This is a genomic window from Streptosporangiales bacterium, assembly GCA_009379955.1.
Lineage (GTDB): Bacteria > Actinomycetota > Actinomycetes > Streptosporangiales > WHST01 > WHST01.
In genome coordinates this window covers 40,187-58,425 of sequence record WHST01000028.1, presented here as the reverse complement: position 1 = coordinate 58,425, position 18,239 = coordinate 40,187, and the positions used below count along the sequence as shown (strand labels likewise).

Annotated in this window: 17 protein-coding genes; 11 read left to right on the top strand and 6 right to left on the bottom strand. The window is 70.4% G+C overall.

Annotated features, from left to right (window positions below):
* Positions 1 to 249: 249 nt before the first annotated feature.
* The 7 genes from GEV10_11190 (at position 250) to GEV10_11160 (ending at position 6,969) form a co-directional block, all read left to right on the top strand.
* Positions 250 to 1,269 (top strand): gfo/Idh/MocA family oxidoreductase, encoded by a 1,020-nt coding sequence (locus GEV10_11190; GenBank protein ID MQA79022.1) that lies wholly within the window; start codon positions 250 to 252, stop codon positions 1,267 to 1,269.
* Positions 1,266 to 2,036 (top strand): amidohydrolase family protein, encoded by a 771-nt coding sequence (locus GEV10_11185; GenBank protein MQA79021.1) that lies wholly within the window; start codon positions 1,266 to 1,268, stop codon positions 2,034 to 2,036. Before GEV10_11190 ends, GEV10_11185 begins: the two co-directional genes overlap by 4 nt.
* Positions 2,033 to 2,779: an amidohydrolase family protein gene (locus GEV10_11180; GenBank protein ID MQA79020.1), complete on the top strand. Its 747-nt coding sequence runs from the start codon at positions 2,033 to 2,035 to the stop codon at positions 2,777 to 2,779. The genes GEV10_11185 and GEV10_11180 overlap by 4 nt, the downstream gene beginning before the upstream one ends.
* Positions 2,776 to 3,720 carry a dihydrodipicolinate synthase family protein gene (locus tag GEV10_11175; GenBank protein MQA79019.1) on the top strand — a complete coding sequence of 315 codons (945 nt, stop codon included), beginning with the start codon at positions 2,776 to 2,778 and terminating at the stop codon, positions 3,718 to 3,720. Before GEV10_11180 ends, GEV10_11175 begins: the two co-directional genes overlap by 4 nt.
* 105 nt (positions 3,721 to 3,825) lie before the next feature.
* A complete protein-coding gene (locus GEV10_11170; GenBank protein ID MQA79018.1) occupies positions 3,826 to 5,172 on the top strand; it encodes an extracellular solute-binding protein in 1,347 nt (448 codons plus the stop codon).
* 62 nt (positions 5,173 to 5,234) lie between these two features.
* Positions 5,235 to 6,113: an ABC transporter permease subunit gene (locus GEV10_11165; GenBank protein ID MQA79017.1), complete on the top strand. Its 879-nt coding sequence runs from the start codon at positions 5,235 to 5,237 to the stop codon at positions 6,111 to 6,113.
* On the top strand, positions 6,094 to 6,969 hold the full coding sequence (locus GEV10_11160) for an ABC transporter permease subunit (GenBank protein MQA79016.1): 876 nt from the start codon (positions 6,094 to 6,096) through the stop codon (positions 6,967 to 6,969). Before GEV10_11165 ends, GEV10_11160 begins: the two co-directional genes overlap by 20 nt.
* A gap of 109 nt (positions 6,970 to 7,078) precedes the next feature.
* Here GEV10_11160 and GEV10_11155 read toward each other — a convergent pair whose 3' ends face one another.
* Positions 7,079 to 7,939, bottom strand: a complete 861-nt coding sequence (locus GEV10_11155; protein MQA79015.1) for a DegV family EDD domain-containing protein — start codon at positions 7,937 to 7,939, stop codon at positions 7,079 to 7,081.
* 92 nt (positions 7,940 to 8,031) lie between these two features.
* Here GEV10_11155 and GEV10_11150 point away from each other — a divergent pair, with 92 nt between their 5' ends.
* Positions 8,032 to 9,456 (top strand): serine hydrolase, encoded by a 1,425-nt coding sequence (locus GEV10_11150; GenBank protein MQA79014.1) that lies wholly within the window; start codon positions 8,032 to 8,034, stop codon positions 9,454 to 9,456.
* 6 nt (positions 9,457 to 9,462) lie between these two features.
* Here the strand turns inward: GEV10_11150 and GEV10_11145 are convergent, their stop codons facing one another.
* A complete protein-coding gene (locus GEV10_11145; protein ID MQA79013.1) occupies positions 9,463 to 12,348 on the bottom strand; it encodes a leucine--tRNA ligase in 2,886 nt (961 codons plus the stop codon).
* A 219-nt stretch (positions 12,349 to 12,567) separates the two neighbouring features.
* Here GEV10_11145 and GEV10_11140 point away from each other — a divergent pair, with 219 nt between their 5' ends.
* A complete protein-coding gene (locus GEV10_11140) occupies positions 12,568 to 13,059 on the top strand; it encodes an NUDIX domain-containing protein (GenBank protein ID MQA79012.1) in 492 nt (163 codons plus the stop codon).
* A 175-nt stretch (positions 13,060 to 13,234) separates the two neighbouring features.
* Here GEV10_11140 and GEV10_11135 read toward each other — a convergent pair whose 3' ends face one another.
* Complete coding sequence (locus GEV10_11135; GenBank protein ID MQA79011.1) at positions 13,235 to 14,086, bottom strand: CPBP family intramembrane metalloprotease; 852 nt, start codon at positions 14,084 to 14,086, stop codon at positions 13,235 to 13,237.
* 401 nt (positions 14,087 to 14,487) lie between these two features.
* Here GEV10_11135 and GEV10_11130 point away from each other — a divergent pair, with 401 nt between their 5' ends.
* The gene (locus GEV10_11130) at positions 14,488 to 14,700 is read left to right on the top strand and encodes a LysR family transcriptional regulator (protein MQA79010.1); all 213 of its coding nucleotides are present in this window, start codon (positions 14,488 to 14,490) and stop codon (positions 14,698 to 14,700) included.
* Positions 14,701 to 14,980: 280 nt separating this feature from the next.
* Here GEV10_11130 and GEV10_11125 read toward each other — a convergent pair whose 3' ends face one another.
* Together GEV10_11125 and GEV10_11120 are read right to left on the bottom strand one after the other, a co-directional pair.
* The gene (locus GEV10_11125; GenBank protein ID MQA79009.1) at positions 14,981 to 15,967 is read right to left on the bottom strand and encodes a helix-turn-helix domain-containing protein; all 987 of its coding nucleotides are present in this window, start codon (positions 15,965 to 15,967) and stop codon (positions 14,981 to 14,983) included.
* Between the two features lie 85 nt (positions 15,968 to 16,052).
* Positions 16,053 to 16,388 carry a metalloregulator ArsR/SmtB family transcription factor gene (locus GEV10_11120; protein MQA79008.1) on the bottom strand — a complete coding sequence of 112 codons (336 nt, stop codon included), beginning with the start codon at positions 16,386 to 16,388 and terminating at the stop codon, positions 16,053 to 16,055.
* Between the two features lie 74 nt (positions 16,389 to 16,462).
* On the opposite strand from GEV10_11120, the gene arsM reads away from it, so the two are divergent.
* Positions 16,463 to 17,245: an arsenite methyltransferase gene (gene arsM, locus GEV10_11115; GenBank protein ID MQA79007.1), complete on the top strand. Its 783-nt coding sequence runs from the start codon at positions 16,463 to 16,465 to the stop codon at positions 17,243 to 17,245.
* A 6-nt stretch (positions 17,246 to 17,251) separates the two neighbouring features.
* Here arsM and GEV10_11110 read toward each other — a convergent pair whose 3' ends face one another.
* Positions 17,252 to 18,184: a WYL domain-containing protein gene (locus GEV10_11110; protein ID MQA79006.1), complete on the bottom strand. Its 933-nt coding sequence runs from the start codon at positions 18,182 to 18,184 to the stop codon at positions 17,252 to 17,254.
* Positions 18,185 to 18,239: the final 55 nt, after the last annotated feature.

Sequence of the window (18,239 nt, the reverse complement as noted above, 5' to 3'; positions counted from 1 at the left end):
CTGGCACACCAACCGACACACCGGCAACCACGCCCACCGCAAAGCCCGACTCACCCACCAACTCACCACCCTCGGCTACACCGTCACCCTCACCCAGGCAGCCACCTGACAGCCATTTTCGAATGAACGTGATCAACAGGGGAGGGCCTGGGCGCCGCGGGCGCTTGTGCTCCGGGCGCGCACGCGGCAGGATGCTCCCGATGATTCGGTTATCGGAAGCTTCCTTCGAGATATCGAAGTGAACCCTCGATGAGAACGGCCCTCGCCGGCCTCGGCGACATCGGCGCCGGCGCGCACCTGCCCGCGCTGCTGCGGCACCCGCAGGTCGAGCTCGCGGCGCTCGTCGACGTCTCGGCCGAGCGGCTCGACCGGGCACACGCGACGGCCGGGTCGGGTGTACGCACCACCACCGATCTCGACGAGGTGCTCGCCGATGACACCGTCGACGCCGTGGTGCTCGCGACGCCACCGTGGGTGACCACGGACCTCGCGATCCGCGCCGTGCGTGCCGGCAGGTACGTCCTCGCCGAGAAGCCGGTCGCGACGTCCGTCGGGGCCGCCGCCGCGTACGACGCACTCACCGAAGACGAGACCGCGCGCCTGCAGGTCGGGCTGACGTACCGGCACGACCCCGCGATCGAGACCCTGGCCGGCTGGCTGCGCGACGGCCGGCTCGGGCGGCCGCTGCTCGTCCGGGCGCACATCTACGACGAGCGTCGCGACCCGCACGACGAGGAGCACACCGCACGGCTCCGGCGTACGCTCGCCCACGGCACGCCCGTCGTCCACGAGGGCGCCCACGTCTTCGACTGGCTCACCGTCCTGCTCGGCGCCAGCTCCCCCACCGTCGACGACGCGTGGGCCCTGCGCACCGACGCCGACCTCCCCGCTCCCAACCTCGTCGGCGCGCGGCTCACGTACGCGGACTCCACCGTCGCGCTCGTCGAGTTCGGCTGGCTCACCGACGCCCTCCCCCGCAGCGAGGTCACGTTCCTCGGCCCGCGCGGCCACGCCGTGCTGCACGGCTCGACGTTCGACCTCGAGCTGACGACGGCGGACGGGTACGAGCGGGTCGAGTTCGACGGCGACCGCACGACGCGCTGCTTCGACCGCCAGCTCACCCGCTTCGTCGAGCTGGCGACCGGCGAGCGCACGCGCCCCGAACCCGGTCTGGCGGCCGGTCGCGCCGCACTGGAGACGAGCGAACGGGTGGCGACCGCCGCCCACGAGCGGTCAACGCACGACGACGGAGGCGAGAGCCGGGCATGATCGACTTCCACTCCCACCCTCCCGCCTGGCGCACGGCGAGCTGGCTCGCCGGCGCGGCGTTCGGACCCGACGAGTTCGTCGCGTTCATGGACACCGCGGGCATCGAGGCGGCCGTCGTCCTCGCCCACGACGGCCTGTTCAACGCAACACCGGAGGCCAACGACGAGCTCGCCGCGTTCGTCCACCGGTATCCGGACCGGCTCGCCGGCTTCGGCACGGTCAACCCGCGGCACGACGGCGCGGTCGCGGAGACCGAACGGGTCCTCGGCGAGCTCGAGCTCGCCGGCCTCAAGCTGCACCCCTGGCTGCAGGGCTTCAGCATGCACGAGCCCGCGCTCGACGCGATCTGCGAGGTACTCGTCGCCGGCGACAGCGTGCTGCTCAGCCACGACGGCACGCCGCCGTACTCGACGCCCGCACAGATCGCGGCCCTCGCACGCCGGCATCCACGGCTGCCCGTGGTCCTCGGTCACGGCGGCCTGCACGACTGCTGGCGCGAGGCGCTCGCCGTCACCCAGGAGACCCCGAACCTCCACCTGTGCATCTGCGGCACCCCGCCGTACGCCGCGCGCACGATCCTCGAGCACGCCCCCCGCGACCGCGTGCTGTTCGGCACCGACGCAGGCCTGTCCGACAAACCCAGCCAGGACTACGCGGTGGCGCGCGTCGCCGAGATCGACGGCTGGGGCATCACCGACGAGCAGCGCACCGCGATGCTCGTCGACAACCCGCGCCGGCTACTCGGCGACCGGCTGGGGGCGCGATGATCGTCGACGCACACGTGCGCCTGGGGCGCGGCCGCGAGGTCGCGCTCGACGCCGACACCCTGCTCACCACCATGGACACGCTCGGCATCGACCGTGCGCTCGTCGCGCCGGACGAGCGCTGCATCGCGTACGACAACCGGGCCGGCAACGAGGCCACGACGACGGCCGCGGCGGCGGCCGGTGGCCGGCTGCTCCCGTACGCCGTCGCCAACCCGTGGCGCGGCGAGGCGGCACTCGACGAGCTCGCCTGGGCGCGCGACCACGGCGCTCGTGCGCTGGCCGTCGACTCGGTGCTCCAGGGCTTCGACCTGCTCGACGGCCTCGTCGACCCGTTGCTGCGGTTCGCGGCCGACGCCGGCTGGTTCGCGTACGTGCGCACCGGCACGCCGCCGAGCGCGGTGCCCCTGCCGCTCGCGACCCTCGCGCGCCGGCACGACGACCTGCGCTTCGTGATGGGTCGCAGCGGCGCGACGGACTTCTGGATCGACGCCGCACCCGCGCTGCGGCACGCGCCGAACGTCTACGGCGACACCTGCTACGCGCCGTGGGACACCGTCCTCTCCGAGCTCGCACGCGACCCGGAGATCGGGACGTCGCGACTGGTCTTCTCGACCGACGCGCCCTACACGGTGCCGGCCGCCGAGCTGCGGCGCGTCACCGACTGGCCATTGGAGGACGGGGACCGCGCCGCGGTGCTCGGCGGCAACCTGAGCGCACTGCTCGGCGAGGAGGAGGACACATGAAGGTCGACGAACGTGACGACGCCTCGACGCTCGTCCGCGGCGTGTCACCGGTACTGGGCGTGCCGTTCACCGCCGCGGGCGAGATCGACGTCCAAGGGTTCGACCGCGTCGTCGCGCACGTGCTCGGCACCGGGGTGAGCAGCGTGATGTTCCCCGGGTTCGCGTCGGAGTACCACAAGCTCGCCGAGGACGAGCGTCGGCGCCTCACCGAGGTGCTGCTCTCCCACACCAGGAGCCGCGACGACGTGGCCGCGATCGTCGCCGTCCAGGACCACGCCACCATCCTGGCCGTACGCCGCGCGCGTGAGGTCGTCGAGGCGGGCGCCGACCTGGTGAACCTGCTGCCGCCGCACTTCCTCACCCCGTCCAGGCGCTCGGTCGTCCAGCACGTCGGCGCGGTGCTGGAGGCGATCGCGCCGACGCCCGTCGTCCTGCAGTACGCGCCGAGCGAGACGGGCACGAGCCTCGACGCCACGATCCTGCGCGGCCTCGCCGCGCGGTACCCGAACCTCGCGCTGGTGAAGGTGGAGTCGAGCCCGCCAGGCCCGCTCATCGAGGAGCTCGCCGGCGGTGACCCCGCTCTGTGCGCCGTCGAGGGCTACGCCGGCGTCCAGCTCCCCGACGCCATCAGGCGGGGCGCCGTGGGCACCCAGCCCGGCTGCTCGTTCACCGAGATCTACGTCGAGATGTGGCAGCGCTACGCCTCGGGCGACGAGAAGCGCGGTGACGAGCTGCACCGCCAGCTGCTGCCGTACATCTCCTACTGGATGCTCGACACCGAACGGATCATCGCGGCGGAGAAGCTGATCTCCGTCCGTCGCGGACTGTTCGCGAGTAGCTACTGTCGGGAACCCGCACACCTGCTCGACGACGAGGAGGTCCGGGTGATCGACAGGTTCCTCGACGAGTTCAGCGACCTGCTCCCCACACCCACCGCCTGAGCCCTTGTGCGAGCCGGACCAGCGGAGTACTTTCTACGAATTCAGAGAACTTCTTTCGATATTCTAGAAGTTCGTCGGGCGGCGAGCGAACGAAGGAGGACCCGGATGAGAACCCGCACCAGCTGGGGAGCGCGAATCGTCGCGGCGCTTGCCGTGTGCTGCCTCGGCCTCACCGCCTGCGGTGGCGGCGGCGGCAACGAGGAGGCCCCCGACGTCAAGACCTGGCAGGACGACATCAAGGGCGGCCCGCTCGAGGTCGGCGTCCTCCCGGCCAAGGGCACGCCGGGCTACACGTTCCTCGAGGACCTCGCGACCGGCCTGGAGAAGGACCACCAGGGCACCGACGTCAAGCTCACGTTCGCCAACACGAAGGCACGGCCCGGCCTCGAGCAGCGGTGGCGTGCGGGTGACGCGCCCGACGTCGACTACGGCATGTTCGACGCGACCGACCCGAACCTGCAGGCCTGGGCGGACGACGACTTCCTGCTCGACCTGGCGCCGTACCTGAAGCAGCAGGACCCGGCGACCGGCAAGCCGTGGCTCGACAGCTTCACCCCGTCGGTCGTCCAGTTCATGAAGTCCAAGGACGGCGGCATCTACGGCATCCCGTCCGAGCTGTCCGTCCACGCGCTCTTCTACAACAAGAAGCTGTTCGCGGACAACGGCATCAAGGCCCCGACCACCTGGGACGAGCTGCTCGCCGCCAACGCGAAGCTCACGAAGGCCGGCGTCGACCCGATCGCGCTCACCGGCGGCTTCGAGCCGTACATGGGCATGTGGAGCGACCACCTGTGGCTGCGCACCGTCGGGTACGACAAGGCCCGTGCGGTGCTCACCGGCGGCAAGGGCCACATCACCGACGACCCCGGCTTCCTCGACGGGCTGGAGAAGCTGCAGCAGCTGCGTGACGACAAGGCGTTCCTCGAGGGCTTCGAGGGCACCGACTTCACCGCGGCGCAGGCACAGTTCTTCCAGGGCAAGGCCGGCATGATCCTGATGGGCAGCTGGCTGGTCAGCGAGATGAAGGACGTCATCCCGAAGGACTTCGAGCTCGGCGTCATCCCGTTCCCCGCGGTCACCGGCGGCGCGGGTGACCAGAAGTCCGTCATGGCCGCCGCGCAGAACGTCTCGATCTCGGCCGAGAGCGAGGTGCAGCCGCTGGCCCTGGAGTGGTGCCGCAGGCTCACCAGCGTCGAGACCCAGACCGAGCGCGGTGACAAGACCGGCGAGGTGTCCGCGGTCCAGGGAGTGAAGAGCCCGCCTGGGCTCGAGGGCATCGACAAGGTGATCAAGGGAGCCGACAAGCTGCAGCCGCGTGACTACGGCATCTCCACGAGCAAGGCGAAGGACGTCATCTATCCGGAGATCTCCCGGCTGCTCTTCGGCAAGCAGGACGCCGACGAGACACTGCAACGGTTGGACAAGGCACTGCGCAGGTACCACAAGAACTGACCGGGTGGTCCCCTGGTCGCCGGCCCTGTGGCCGGCGGTCACGGGACCAGGGAGAGAAGGCGATGCACAAGCTCGCGCAACGCAGGATCGTCATCCCGTTCCTGCTGCCCGCGCTCGCCCTGCTCGGCGTCTTCTTCGTCTACCCGCTCGTCAGGACCGTCGGCATCTCGCTCAGCGAGTTCTCCCGCACCGGGCGGTCGACGTTCGCCGGCCTCGCCAACTATCAGCAGCTGTTCGGCGACCCCGCCTACTACAACGCGCTGCAGAACACGTTCATGCTCACGTTCGTCGGCGGCTGCATGCTCTTCCCGCCGGCGATCGCCATCGCGTGGGGACTGAGCCAGCGCCTGCACGGTGAGCGCTTCTTCCGGTTCATCGTGTTCGCGCCGATCGTGCTGTCGGTCGCGGTGGTGTCGCTGCTGTGGAAGTTCCTCTACCACCCGACGCTCGGCCTGATCAACCCCGCGCTGAAGGGCGTCGGCCTCGACGTGCTCGCGCGTACCTGGCTGGGTGACCCCGCCACCGCGCTGCCCGCGGTCGCGTTCACCTCGGTGTGGCACGGCATCGGGATCTGGGTGGTCCTGCTCTGTGCCGGCTTCGAGCGGTTGCCGAAGGACGTGCTCGAAGCGGGGCGCATCGACGGCGCGGGCGAGTGGCGGCTGTTCTGGACGGTGATGCTGCCGATGATGCGCGACCTGTTCCGCGTGCTCATCGTGCTGTGGATCGTGCAGAGCATGCAGGCGTTCGCGTTCGTCTTCATCATGACCGACGGTGGCCCGTTCAAGTCCACGGAGATCGTGGGCACGCTGATGTACCGAGCCGCGTTCGACCACATCGAGTTCGGTTACGCGGCGGCGATGGGCGTCGTCCTCATCGTCCTGATGCTCGTCATCGCCCAGGTCCTGAACAAGGTGTTGAAACGTGACGACGTCCAGTACTAGGCGTACGAAGCGGGAGGCGCGCGCGCCGTTCCGCCGCTACCACCTGTTCTTCTACCTGCTGCTCGGGTCCATCGCGTTCTCCACGATCAGCGCGTTCGTCTGGGTGTTCAACGCCTCGATGAAGAGCAACAGGGAGTTCATCGGCACTCCCCCGTGGAGCGCCGCCGACACCTGGCGGTGGGAGAACTACGCGAACGCGTGGAACAACGCCAACGTCGGCGCGTTCTTCGGCAACAGCATCCTCGTCAGCGTCACCGCGACGGTGCTCGGCGTCGCCCTGTCGGCGTTCGCCGCGTACCCGATCGCGCGCATCCCGTTCCGGGTCAACAACCTCGTGCTCAGCCTGTTCCTCGCCGGGCTGATGGTGCCGTGGATGGTGACGTTCATCCCGCTGTACCTGACACTGCAGGAGCTTGGCCTGCTCGACAGCCGCACGGGCCTGATCCTCGTCTACGCGACGTACAACCTGCCGCTCAACGTGTTCGTGCTCGTCGGCTTCATGAAGACCCTGCCGTACGAGCTGGAGGAGGCCGCAGCCGTCGACGGCGCCGGGCCGACGCGGACGTTCGTGCAGATCATCCTGCCGCTGCTCGGCCCCGCGCTGGCGTCGGTGAGCATCATCAGCTTCCTGAACAACTGGAACGAGTTCTTCTACGCGCTGGTGTTCATCCACTCGCCGGAGTACATGACGTTGCCGCTGGGACTGTTCCAGCTCGGCCAGTCCGCCGACTACGGCACGAACTGGGTCACGCTCTTCGCCGGCATGATGGTGACGGTCGTGCCGGTGCTCATCGTCTTCGCCCTGCTGCAGGACCACGTGACCAAGGGCCTGACGACCGGCGCCCTCAAGGGCTGATCCTGCAGTCACGGCGGCGAGCACTCGGGTACTTCCCACGGCGAAGGTGACGGTGCCAACGTCGTCGCGTCGGTCATCGCCTCTCCTCGTATCCGCCTGCAGGGAAGGATCAGGCGCGGTGGCGTGACACCGTCACTGCGATCATGCCGGGCCCGACGTGCGCGCCGACGACGCCGCCGACCTCGCCGGTGTAGAGACGCCGGCAGCGGGGCAGGTGCCCCCGCAGGCTCTCGGCGAGGCTCCCCGCGCGCTCGTGGGCGGCGAGGTGCTGGACGGCGAGGTCGACCACGGTGCCGGGAGCGCCGGACGCCGACGACACGGCGATCTCCTCCAGCCGGACGAGCGCCTTGGCCGAGGTGCGCACCTTCTCCAGCAACGCGATCTGGCCGTCGTGGATGCGCAGCAACGGCTTCACCATGAGCACGTTGCCGACGAGGCTCGTCGCGGCGCCCATCCGGCCGCCGCGGTGCAGGTACTCCAGCGTGTCGACGTAGAAGAACACGTCGGTGGACGTCGACCGTTCCGCCGCGGCCGCAGCGCATGTCGCCGCGTCCGCACCCGCCGCGGCGGCCTCCGCCGCCGCGACCACGCCGAAGCCGAGGCCCATGCCGATGCGGCGCGAGTCGACGACCTCGACCGGCACCGGCGCGGACTTCGCGGCGAGCCGCGCGCTGTCCAGCGTGCTCGACATCCGGGCCGACAGGTGAACGGAGACGACCGCCGAGGCTCCGGCACGTGCCGCCTCCTCGTATGCGTGGACGAACCTCTCCGGGTTGGGCCGCGACGTCGTCACGCGCCGCTTGGCGCGCAACGCCTCGGCCACGTCGAGCGCCGTGATGTCGACGCCGTCGTCGCCCGGCACCGCGTCGACGAGCACCTGCAGGGGCACGACGGTGATGTCGTGGAGCGCCACGACGTCGGGCGGCAGGTACGCCGTGGAGTCGGTGACGACGGCGACGCGGTGGCCCATGGCGCGACAGTACCGGCCTGCCCGACTTGTCGGGATCTCAGCGCGCCAGAGTGGGCCGAGATTCCGGCAGGTCGAGCGATACGGTCGGCTCCATGCCGACTCCCCCTCCCCTCACCGCTGCCCTCGTCCGCTCCGCCGCCGCGTACGCCGAGCACTGGCTGTCGTTCCGGCGCCGGTACCTGCGCGTGCCCGGCGTCCAGGCCGCCGTCGGTTTCGGCGACGAGGAGGTGCTGTCGACCGCGTCGGGTCACGCCGACGTCGAGAGCGATGTCGCCCTGACGCCCGACCACCTGTTCCGGATCGCGTCGCACTCCAAGACGTTCACCGGCACGGCGGTCATGCAGCTGGCGGAGGCGGGCGCCCTGCGGCTCGACGACGCGGTCGGCACGCACGTCGACTGGCTGGAGGACGCGTGCGCGGACCTCGCGCCGGTGACCGTACGCGAGCTGCTCGCCCATGGCGGTGGCGTGACGCGCGACGGTGACGACGCCGACCACTGGCAGCTCGACCGTCCGTTCCCCGACGAGGCCGGGCTCCGCGCGGTCGTCGAGCGGGACGGCTCGGTGCTGCCGGCCAACACGCGGTTCAAGTACTCCAACATCGGCTACGCGCTGCTCGGACTCGTGGTCGAGTCGGCGTCCGGCCGGTCGTACAACGACTACGTGCGCGCGAAGATCGTCGACCGGCTCGACCTGACCGACACCGCACCCGAGCTCGACCCGGCGCGTGCCGGCGACCTCGCCACCGGCTACTCGGCACTGTCGTACGCAGACACGCGCGTGCCGATCGACCACGTCGACACCCGCGCGATGTCCGCGGCCACCGGCTTCACCAGCACCGCCCGCGACCTGTGCCGCTACCTCTCCGCGCACGTCCTCGGTGCCACCCGACTCCTCACCGACGGGAGCAAGCGACTGATGCAGCGCGACGAGTGGGAGGTGAAGGAGGGCGAGACCTGGTACGGGCTCGGGCTCTCCGTCAGCAGGACCGGCGACCGCCGGATGGTCGGCCACGGCGGCGGCTACCCCGGGCACGCCACCCGTTCCATGGTCGACCCGAAGGCCGGCCTCGCGGTCTCGGTGCTCACCAACGCGATCGACGGTCCCGCAGCGGAGCTCGCCACCGGAGTCGTCAAGCTCATCGACCTCACGGCCGACACCGACCGCGACGGCGACCGTGACGCGGTCGCGCCCGAGGTGCTCGACAGGTTCTGTGGCAGGTTCGCGAACCTGTGGGGCGTCCTCGACATCGTGCGCCTCGGCGACCGCCTGTACGGCCTCAGCCCGGCGGACGCCGATCCCGCCGAGGAGCCGACAGAGCTCGCGGTCGAGGACGCCGACACGCTGCTGATCCGCGAGTCGTCGGGCTTGCGTTCACCCGGCGAGCGGTTGACGTTCGAGATCGACGACCGGGGCGTCCGCGCGATCAGGGGCCGCGGCGGCATGACGTACTACCCGTACGACGAGTTCAGCGCACGGATGGCCGACCGCGACCGGGTCCGCCTCGCCGGCGGATGAGCCGGGCTAGACGACGATGCTGACCATGCGGCCGGGCACGACGATGACGTTGCGCGGCTCACGGCCGTCGAGTGCCCGCTGGACGCCCGGGTCGGCCAGGGCCGCGGCGCGCACCTCGTCCTCGCTCGCGTCGGCTGCGATCTCGACGCGGCCGCGGACCTTCTTGGCCACCTGCACCGGGTAGACGACGGTCTCGGCCACCAGGTAGGCGGGGTCGGCCTCGGGGAACGGCTCGAACGCCAGCGTCTCGTCGTGTCCCAGGCGCTCCCACAGCTCCTCGGCGACGTGCGGGGCGATCGGCGCCAGCAGCAGCACCAGCGGCTCGGCCACCTCGCGCGGGGTCGGCCCGCCCGACTGGGTCAGGTGGTTGTTCAGCTCGGTGAGCTTCGCGATCGCCGTGTTGAACCGCATGCCCTCGTAGTCGGCGCGGATGCCCGCGACCGCGCGGTGCAGCTGGACGCGGGTCTCGCGGTCGGCGTCCTCGTCGACCACCCGCAGCTCGCCGGTGCGCTCGTCCAGCAGGGTGCGCCACACCCGCTGCAGCAGCCGCTGCGCCCCGACGACGGCCCTGGTCTCCCACGGGCGCGACGCGTCCCACGGACCCGTCGACATCTCGTAGACGCGGAAGGTGTCGGCGCCGTACTGCTCGCACATATCGTCGGGTGTGACGATGTTCTTCAGGCTCTTGCCCATCTTCCCGTACTCGCGCCGCACAGGCGTGCCCTCGTACAGGTACGTCGTCATACCCTCTTCGACCACCTCCTCGACCTGCTCGGCCGGGACGTAGAAGCCACGGGAGTCGGTGTACGCGTACGCCTGGATGTAGCCCTGGTTGAACAGGCGGTGGAACGGCTCCCTGCTCGTCACGTAACCCAGGTCGTACAGCACCTTGTGCCAGAACCTGGCGTACAGCAGGTGCAGCACGGCGTGCTCGACGCCGCCGACGTACAGGTCGACGCCGCCCGCGTGGCCCTCGCCGCGAGGACCCATCCAGTACGCCTCGTTCTCCGGGTCGCAGAAGATCTCGTCGTTGCGAGGGTCCAGGTAGCGCAGCTCGTACCAGCACGAGCCAGCCCAGTTGGGCATGGTGTTGGTCTCGCGCCGGTACGGCTTCGGCCCGTCTCCCAGGTCGAGCGTGACCTCGACCCACTCGGTCGCGCGCGACAGCGGCGCCTGCGGCTCGCTGTCTGCGTCGTCGGGGTCGTACGTCTTCGGCGCGTAGTCGGGCACGTCGGGCAGCAGCACCGGCAGCTGGTCGTCGGGCACTGCGATCGGGCCGTGCTCGTCGTGCACGATCGGGAACGGCTCACCCCAGTAGCGCTGGCGGCTGAACAGCCAGTCGCGCAGCTTGTACGTGATGGTGCCCGTGCCGTGGCCGGTGTCCTCCAGCCAGGCGATGATGCGTTCCTTCGCATCGTCGATGCCCAGGCCGTCCAGACTCAGCTGTTCGGCGGGGTTGGCACTGTTGATGGCTGGCCCAGGGCCGGTGTACGCCTTGCCGTCGAAGTCATCCGGCGGCCGCACGGTGCGGAGGACCGGCAGGTCGTACTTCTCCGCGAACGCCCAGTCGCGCTCGTCCTGCCCCGGCACCGCCATGATCGCGCCGGTGCCGTAGCCCAGCAGGACGTAGTCGGCGATGAAGACGGGGATGCGCTTGCCGTTGGCCGGGTTGGTCGCGTAGGCCCCGACGAAGACGCCGGTCTTCTCCCGCGACTCGACCTGCCGCTCGACGTCGCTCATGCGACCGGTCGCCCCGCGGTAGGCGCGGACGGCCTCGACCGGCGTGGCCGCGCCACCCGTCCACGACGCGGGCAGCCCGGCGTCCGGCCAGGCCTCGGGCACCAGCTCGTCGACCAGCGGGTGCTCGGGCGCCAGGACCATGAACGTCGCGCCGAACAGGGTGTCGGGGCGGGTGGTGAACACCTCGATGCCGCGCGGGTCACCGGCGGGCGTCGCAGCGGGGAAGGTGACGCTCGCGCCGTGCGAGCGGCCGATCCAGTTGCGCTGCATGACCGTGACCGGGTCGGGCCACTCGATGTCGTCCAGGTCGTCGATCAGCCGGTCGGCGTACGCGGTGATCCGCAGCATCCACTGGCCCAGGCTGCGCTTGAACACCGGGAAGTTGCCGCGCTCGCTGCGCCCCTCGGAGGTGACCTCCTCGTTGGACAGCACCGTGCCCAGCCCCGGGCACCAGTTCACCGGCACGTCGGAGACGTACGCCAGCCGCTGCCCGTCGACGATCCTGCGGCGCTCGGGCTCGGTCAGCTGCGCCCATGCCCGACCGTCCGGCGTGGGCCGCTCGCCGCTCTCGTACGCGGCGACCAGCTCGGTCACCGGACGCGCCCTGTCCTGCGCCTCATCGTAGTACGAGTGGAACAGGCGCAGGAAGATCCACTGGGTCCACCGGTAGTAGGCGGGGTCGATCGTCTCGATGCTGCGCCTGGTGTCGTGGCCCAGCCCGATCCGCCGGAACTGCCGGCGGATCGTCGCGATGTTGCGCTCGGTCGTCACCCGCGGGTGCTGGCCGGTCTGCACGGCGTACTGCTCGGCCGGCAGCCCGAAGGCGTCGAACCCGATGGTGTGCAGGACGTTGTAGCCCAGCATCCGCTTGTACCGCGCCAGCACGTCGGTGCCGATGTAGCCGAGCGGGTGCCCGACGTGCATCCCCTCACCCGACGGGTACGGGAACATGTCCTGGATGAAGTACTTCTCCCGACCCCTGATCGCCTCGGGCTCGGCCATCGGGCCGGCCGGGTTCGGCGCCTCGAACACCCGCTGCTTCTGCCACCGGTCCTGCCACTTGTCCTCGATCTCGCGGGCGGCAGCGGGGGTGTAGCGGTACGGCGCCTCGTCGGGCACCTCCGGCTCGGTGCGCGCGTCGGTCGCGCTCATGATCGAATCCTCGCTCCCTGGATCGGCTGTCGAGACGAAGAAACCCCTCGCACAGGAGGGGTCGCCGCACTGACTTCGGAATCCGGTCCGTCAGTGCGGCCGGCGAAGGAGCAGCCGAGCTCGCATGGCACCAGGGTACCGCACCGGCCGTGACGCCCTCGCGGGTAATCACCTGGCGCCGTCCGCGCGGCCACCTCGGCGTTCTGCTAGACAACGGACGTGACCGTCAAGCACCTCACCGCGAGCGCACTCGTCTGGTCCCCGCACGGCGACGACTGGCGGCTGTGCCTGATCGAGCACCCGCTGCAGCACCTGCTGCTGCCGCCCGGCGGACATCTGGAGCCGAACGAGAACACCGAGCAAGCCGTGCTGCGCGAGATCCGCGAGGAGTCGGGGCTCGAGGTCGACCTGCTGCCCCCGCCCGGCACACCCGTCCTCGACGACCTGCCCGGAGCCGCCGCTGTGGCGGCCCCATGGTGGATCTCCGAGCACCCGATCGAGCGCGACAACCACCTCGCCGCGCCGCACCTGCACGTCGACCACCTCTACGTGGCCGTCGCCAGGTCACCGGAGCCGGTGACCCCGCCCGAGCACCCGGCCGGCTGGTACGCCGCGGACCGGTGGCCGGCGCTGGAGATGGCCGAGGACACCCGCAGGTTAGCCACGGCGACCCTGCCGTTCCTCGCCCGGCACCCGCCGGCCACCGGCTGACGGCTACCACTGCATGTACTCGATCAGCACTTCGTCGGGGAAGCTGCATTGCCGTCGAGGAACGCGCCGCGCCGTCGGAGTGGCCGGATGGCGGACGATCGATCGCACATTTGAGGTCGCGGTCCCAGCCGGCGAGGCTGAGGTCGGTGGGATCTGACCCAGAGGGCAATGCCCTTCAGGCGGGGTGGGTGGCCGTCGGTTCGTTGTGCGTGCTGACGGCGAAAGCTGAGGTGATCGCGATGGTGGTCAGCGCGGCGGCGAGCATGAGGCCGATGGTGGCGGGTAGGGACAGTGAGGTGATCGCTGCGAAGGCGACGGCGTTGTGCGCGGCGTGTACGGCGATGCCCGGCAGCAATGATCTGGTGCGCTGGTAGAGGGTGCACAGTGTGACGCCGAGTAGTGCGAGCTGGAGCATGGCAGCCGGCGGTGCCGCGTGTGCCACGCTGAAGAGTGCGCCTGCGAGCAGGACCGCCGGGACGGTGCCGAGACGGCTACGCAGCGCGGGGAAGAGGAAGCCGCGGAAGAACAACTCTTCGATCGGTGGGGCGAGGACGCACGCGGTGACCGCGTAGATGATGAGCAGACTGTCGGCGTCGACCTGGGCCAGTGCGTTGGCACTGTCGCGTGCAGGGGGTGGGCCGAGGATCGCGGAGGCCAGCGCGGCCAGGAGCACATAGGCGCTGTAGATCACGGCGGCGTTGGCGATCGCCGGGCGCCATGGCGTCCGGCGCAGGCCGAGGCTCGGCGCTGCGATCCTCCCAGTCGCGAGTCGGACCGCGACCAAGACGGCCGCGAGGATCAGGGCGTGCTGGACGACTGCGGAGATGACGTCCCACCACGTCATCTCCGCAGTCGTCTCCGCGGGGTTGCTGCTGTTGCGGGACTCCAGCGAGCGTGCGAGCCAGTCCGTGGCCAAGACGGCGGGCGCGAGCACCACAAGCGTCCCCAGTGCAACGGCCGGGGACACTGCTGATCGCCGCGGCGGTTCGCCCCGCGGGGCTTCGGAACGCCTCAGTGAAACGCGCATGCCGGACGGCTCCAGTTCCGTCTTCGGTCCGTGGGGAACGACCAGGCGAGGGCGGCCCGCCTGTGACACAGGCCCTGGTGCGCGTTTGAGTCCCCGATGAGGTCAAGCTCATCGGGGACTCAAGACGCGCACCACACGGGCGTCAGTTGTACGTCATACCGATCACCTGCGGGTCACCGAACAGCAGTACTGCCGCGGCAATGGCGACCACGGCGACGGCCGCCGCAATGCGGCCCTCACGGCCAGAAATGCTGGCACAAACCTGCGCGAAACGAGTAGTCAAGGCGACACTCCTAACAAATAGCACGTCAATTTCGATCCGAGATCCGGCGAATAACTGAGCCCCTAAAGACTCGAAACAGACCCCTTTCTGGTAACGCTTCGTGTTACATGGCTATGAGTTGGGCTCAGGTTCTCCCCTGGCGGTGGTCACCAGCGGGTCGGTGGCCGCCGCAGTGCCGCACCTCGGCTACACCCCTTCCACCGTCAGGCAACAGGTGGCGGCCCTGGAGAATGAGACCGAGATCGCGCTGCCCGAACGGGTCGGCCGGTGCGTGCGACCCACGGCCGCCGGCCAGAATCCGCCTGGACACGATCACTCCCTAGAACACTGAGGACTGACTCGTTAAGTGAAGACCGCGCAGCCCACGCGACGCCAGGGTTTCGACCTGGATCGAAACCGCGCATCTCCGGACAAACGTCCCGTGCCGGGCTGGCACTCGAGGGTCATGAGCACAGGGGTCGGCTGCTGGTGGCTCGAACCGTGCCGTGGGTAGCGCGCCGCAACGGGAGCGCACTCTCGAGGCAGCCGAGACGGTCTTCGGTCCCACCCTGGACGTGACACCATCGCAGACGTAGGGCCAGGCACCGGTCGCCGCCGGATGACCTGCGCGCCTACGCCTGGGTGGCGCCGCCGTCCAGCAGCTCGGCGCCCAGCGGGGTGATCTCGTGGACGGCGGCGCCACCGCGTCGCCGGGTGGTGATCAGGCCGGCCTCCCTGAGCACGGTCGCATGGCGACTGGCTGCCGCAATCCGGACGTCGCAGGCGCGGGCGAGCTCGGTGGTCGTGCAGCCACGCGCCATGGCCCGCAGGGCGAGCGAGCGCGTCCGCCCGAGCAGGTCGGCGAGCGCCACGTCCTGGTCCGTCGCCGCCGTACCGTCCGGGCGCAGGTCGCCCGGAGTGTGCACGATCGGGTGGACGAGCACCGGCGGCAGCTCGGCGTCCCTGAGCTTCGTCGGCGCGGCCCAGCAGAAGTACGACGGCAGCACGGTCATCCCGCGGCCGCGCAGGTGGATGTCACCGCCACGGAGGCCGCGGACCGTGAGGACCGGCGACTCCCAGGTGACCCCGGGACCCAGTTGGCCGAACAACCGGTCGAGACCGCCGTCGCCCAGCTGGCGCATGCGACGCGCACGATCGACCGCGACGCGCTGGTTCAGCGACAGCCAATACGGCTTCAGGACGTTCCCGTAGTACCCGCGCATCGCATCGGCCAGCCGGCGCATCACCGACGAGTCCGCGCGGGCGAGCCGTCTGATCCACGGTGTCATCGCCTTGCACCCTGCGAGCTGCTCCAACTCCGCCCGGACCTGCTGCCGCGGGGTCGACCGCATGGCGTCGAGAACCTCGTCCAGGTCGGTCGCGCCGTAGGTGGGCGTGAGGAAGTCCGGCGAGTATCCCCGCGGCGGCGCCAGGTCGAACAGCAGCTGTGCCGACCTCGGCAGCCGCCGGCGTGCCTCCCGCCGCCACGGCCCGTACACCAGCTCTCCCCTGCCGTGCTGGATGACGTGCAGGCTCAACAGGAGCTCCCACAACGGGTCCGGCCCCGCGGCGATCGTCGTGCGCGCGAGGTCGTCGCAGGTGAAGTGGATCCGCAGCATGCGCCCCTCCCGCACTGACCAACACCGCCAGCACAGGCCGAACCGCTTGCATATGCGTTGGGTGCGGCTTGCGCCTCCCTGCGACTCAGACGGTGAGCCGCTCTCCCTGCAGGACGCCGGCGAGCCGGTCGAGCCGCTCAGGGACGACGCGGTAGTAGACCCAGGTGGCGCGGCGCTCACTCGTCAGCAGCCCCGCCTCGCGCAGCACCCGCAGGTGGTGGCTGATCGTCGGTTGGGACAGGTCGAACGCCCCGGTCAGCTCGCAGACGCACGCCTCGGCGCCCTCGTCGGAGGCGATCAGCGAGAGGAGGCGCAGCCGCACGGGATCGGAGAGCGCCTTGAACGTGCGGGCGAGGTCGCCCGCATCGGCGTCGCCGAGTGGGGCGTCGACGAGGGGCGGGCAGCACGGTGACATCGACATCCTTCAATATTGACGCTTGTCGATACAGATGGCAAGCTCGGTTGTATCGACGTCCGTCTATCCAGGAGGAGATCATGAACGAGCAGGCCGACGCTCTGCGCGAGCGTGTGCGGGAGCGGTACGCCGCGGCGGCGCTCGCGGTGACCGACCCGTCCACTGGATCGAGCACCGCGTGCTGCGCGGACGACAGCTGCTGCGGAACCCCCGCAGACGAGCTGACCGAGGGATTCGGCAGCGCCCTGTACGACGCCGGCGAGCGCGGCAGCCTGCCGGTCGAGGCGGTCGCCGCGAGCCTGGGCTGCGGCAACCCGCACGCGGTCGCCGACCTGCGCGAGGGTGAGACGGTGCTCGACCTCGGCTCGGGCGGCGGGATCGACGTCCTGCTGTCAGCGCGGCGCGTCGGCACGAGCGGCAAGGCGTACGGGCTGGACATGACCGACGAGATGCTCGCGCTCGCGAACGCCAACAAGGAGCGGGCGGGGGTGACCAACGTCGAGTTCCTGCAGGGGGCGATCGAGGCGATCCCGCTTCCGGCGGACACGGTCGACGTCGTGATCTCGAACTGCGTCATCAACCTGTCGACCGACAAGCCGTCGGTCTTCGCCGAGACCTACCGTGTGACGCGTCCGGGCGGACGGCTCGGCATCACCGACGTCGTCGCCGAGGACGACCTGACGCCGGCAGACCGCGCCGAGCGCGGCGACTACGTCGGCTGCATCGCGGGCGCGCTGTCGGAGACCGAGTACCGCGACGGGCTGGTCGCGGCCGGCTTCGCCGACGTGGAGATCGTCAGGACGCACCAGGTCGCCGACGGCATGCACTCGGCGATCGTGAAGGCACGCAAGCCCGCCGGCTGACACCCGCTACGACGCCGCTCGGGTGAACAGCTCGCCCACGCCGCGCAGGTAGTCGCGCAGCTCGGTGGGGCCGACCACCTCGAACTCCGCGTTGACCGCGGCGAGAACGAGGGCCGGCCAGTCGAGGGTGTCGACGTTCATCTGCAGTCGGCACGAGCGCTCGTTGTGCGGCTCGACGGTGCCCCAGCGGTCGACGACCTTCTCGACGTCGGCGGCGGGCGCGGCGACGTCGACGGTCACCTGGTAGCGGGTCGGCGCGCGCGCGATGCCGGCACGGACGTAGCTCGCGGCGTCGACGTCGCCCGGCAGTGAACGCGGGCGGAACCGCGCTCCCGTCGGTGTCGGCCCGACGAGACGGTCGATGCGGAAGCTGCGCCAGTCCTGCCGGTCGACGTCGTACGCGACGAGGTACCAGCGGCGCCCGTACGACACCAGCCAGTGCGGCTCGACCGACCTGGAGGCGCTGTCGCCGTCGCGCTTGGTGTAATCGAAGCGGATCCGTTCGGCGTCGCGACAGGCCTGGGCGATGACGGTGAGCGAGCCGGCGTCGACCGTGGGACCTGGGAAGAGCACCGGCACCGTGTGCGCCTGCAGCGCGTCGACCCGCCGCCGCAGCCGCGGCGGCATGACCTGGATGACCTTGGTCAGCGCGCGGACCGACGTGTCCTCGGCGCCGGCCACGGACGCGGCGGCCGCCGTGTGCAGGCCGAGCGCGATCGCGACCGCCTCGTCGTCGTCGAGGAGCAGCGGCGGCAGCGCGGACCCGGCCCGCAGCTGGTAGCCGCCGGCCACGCCCCGGCTCGCGTCGACCTGGTAGCCGAGGTCGCGCAGCCGGTCGACGTCGCGGCGCAGCGTGCGTCCACTGACGCCGAGCCGCTCGGCGAGGTCCTCGCCAGGCCAGTACCGGTGGGTCTGCAGGAGAGACAGCAGCCGCAGCATGCGTTCACTCGTGTTCGCCATGTCTCCAGGATTCTCGCCATTGAGGTCAGAAGCT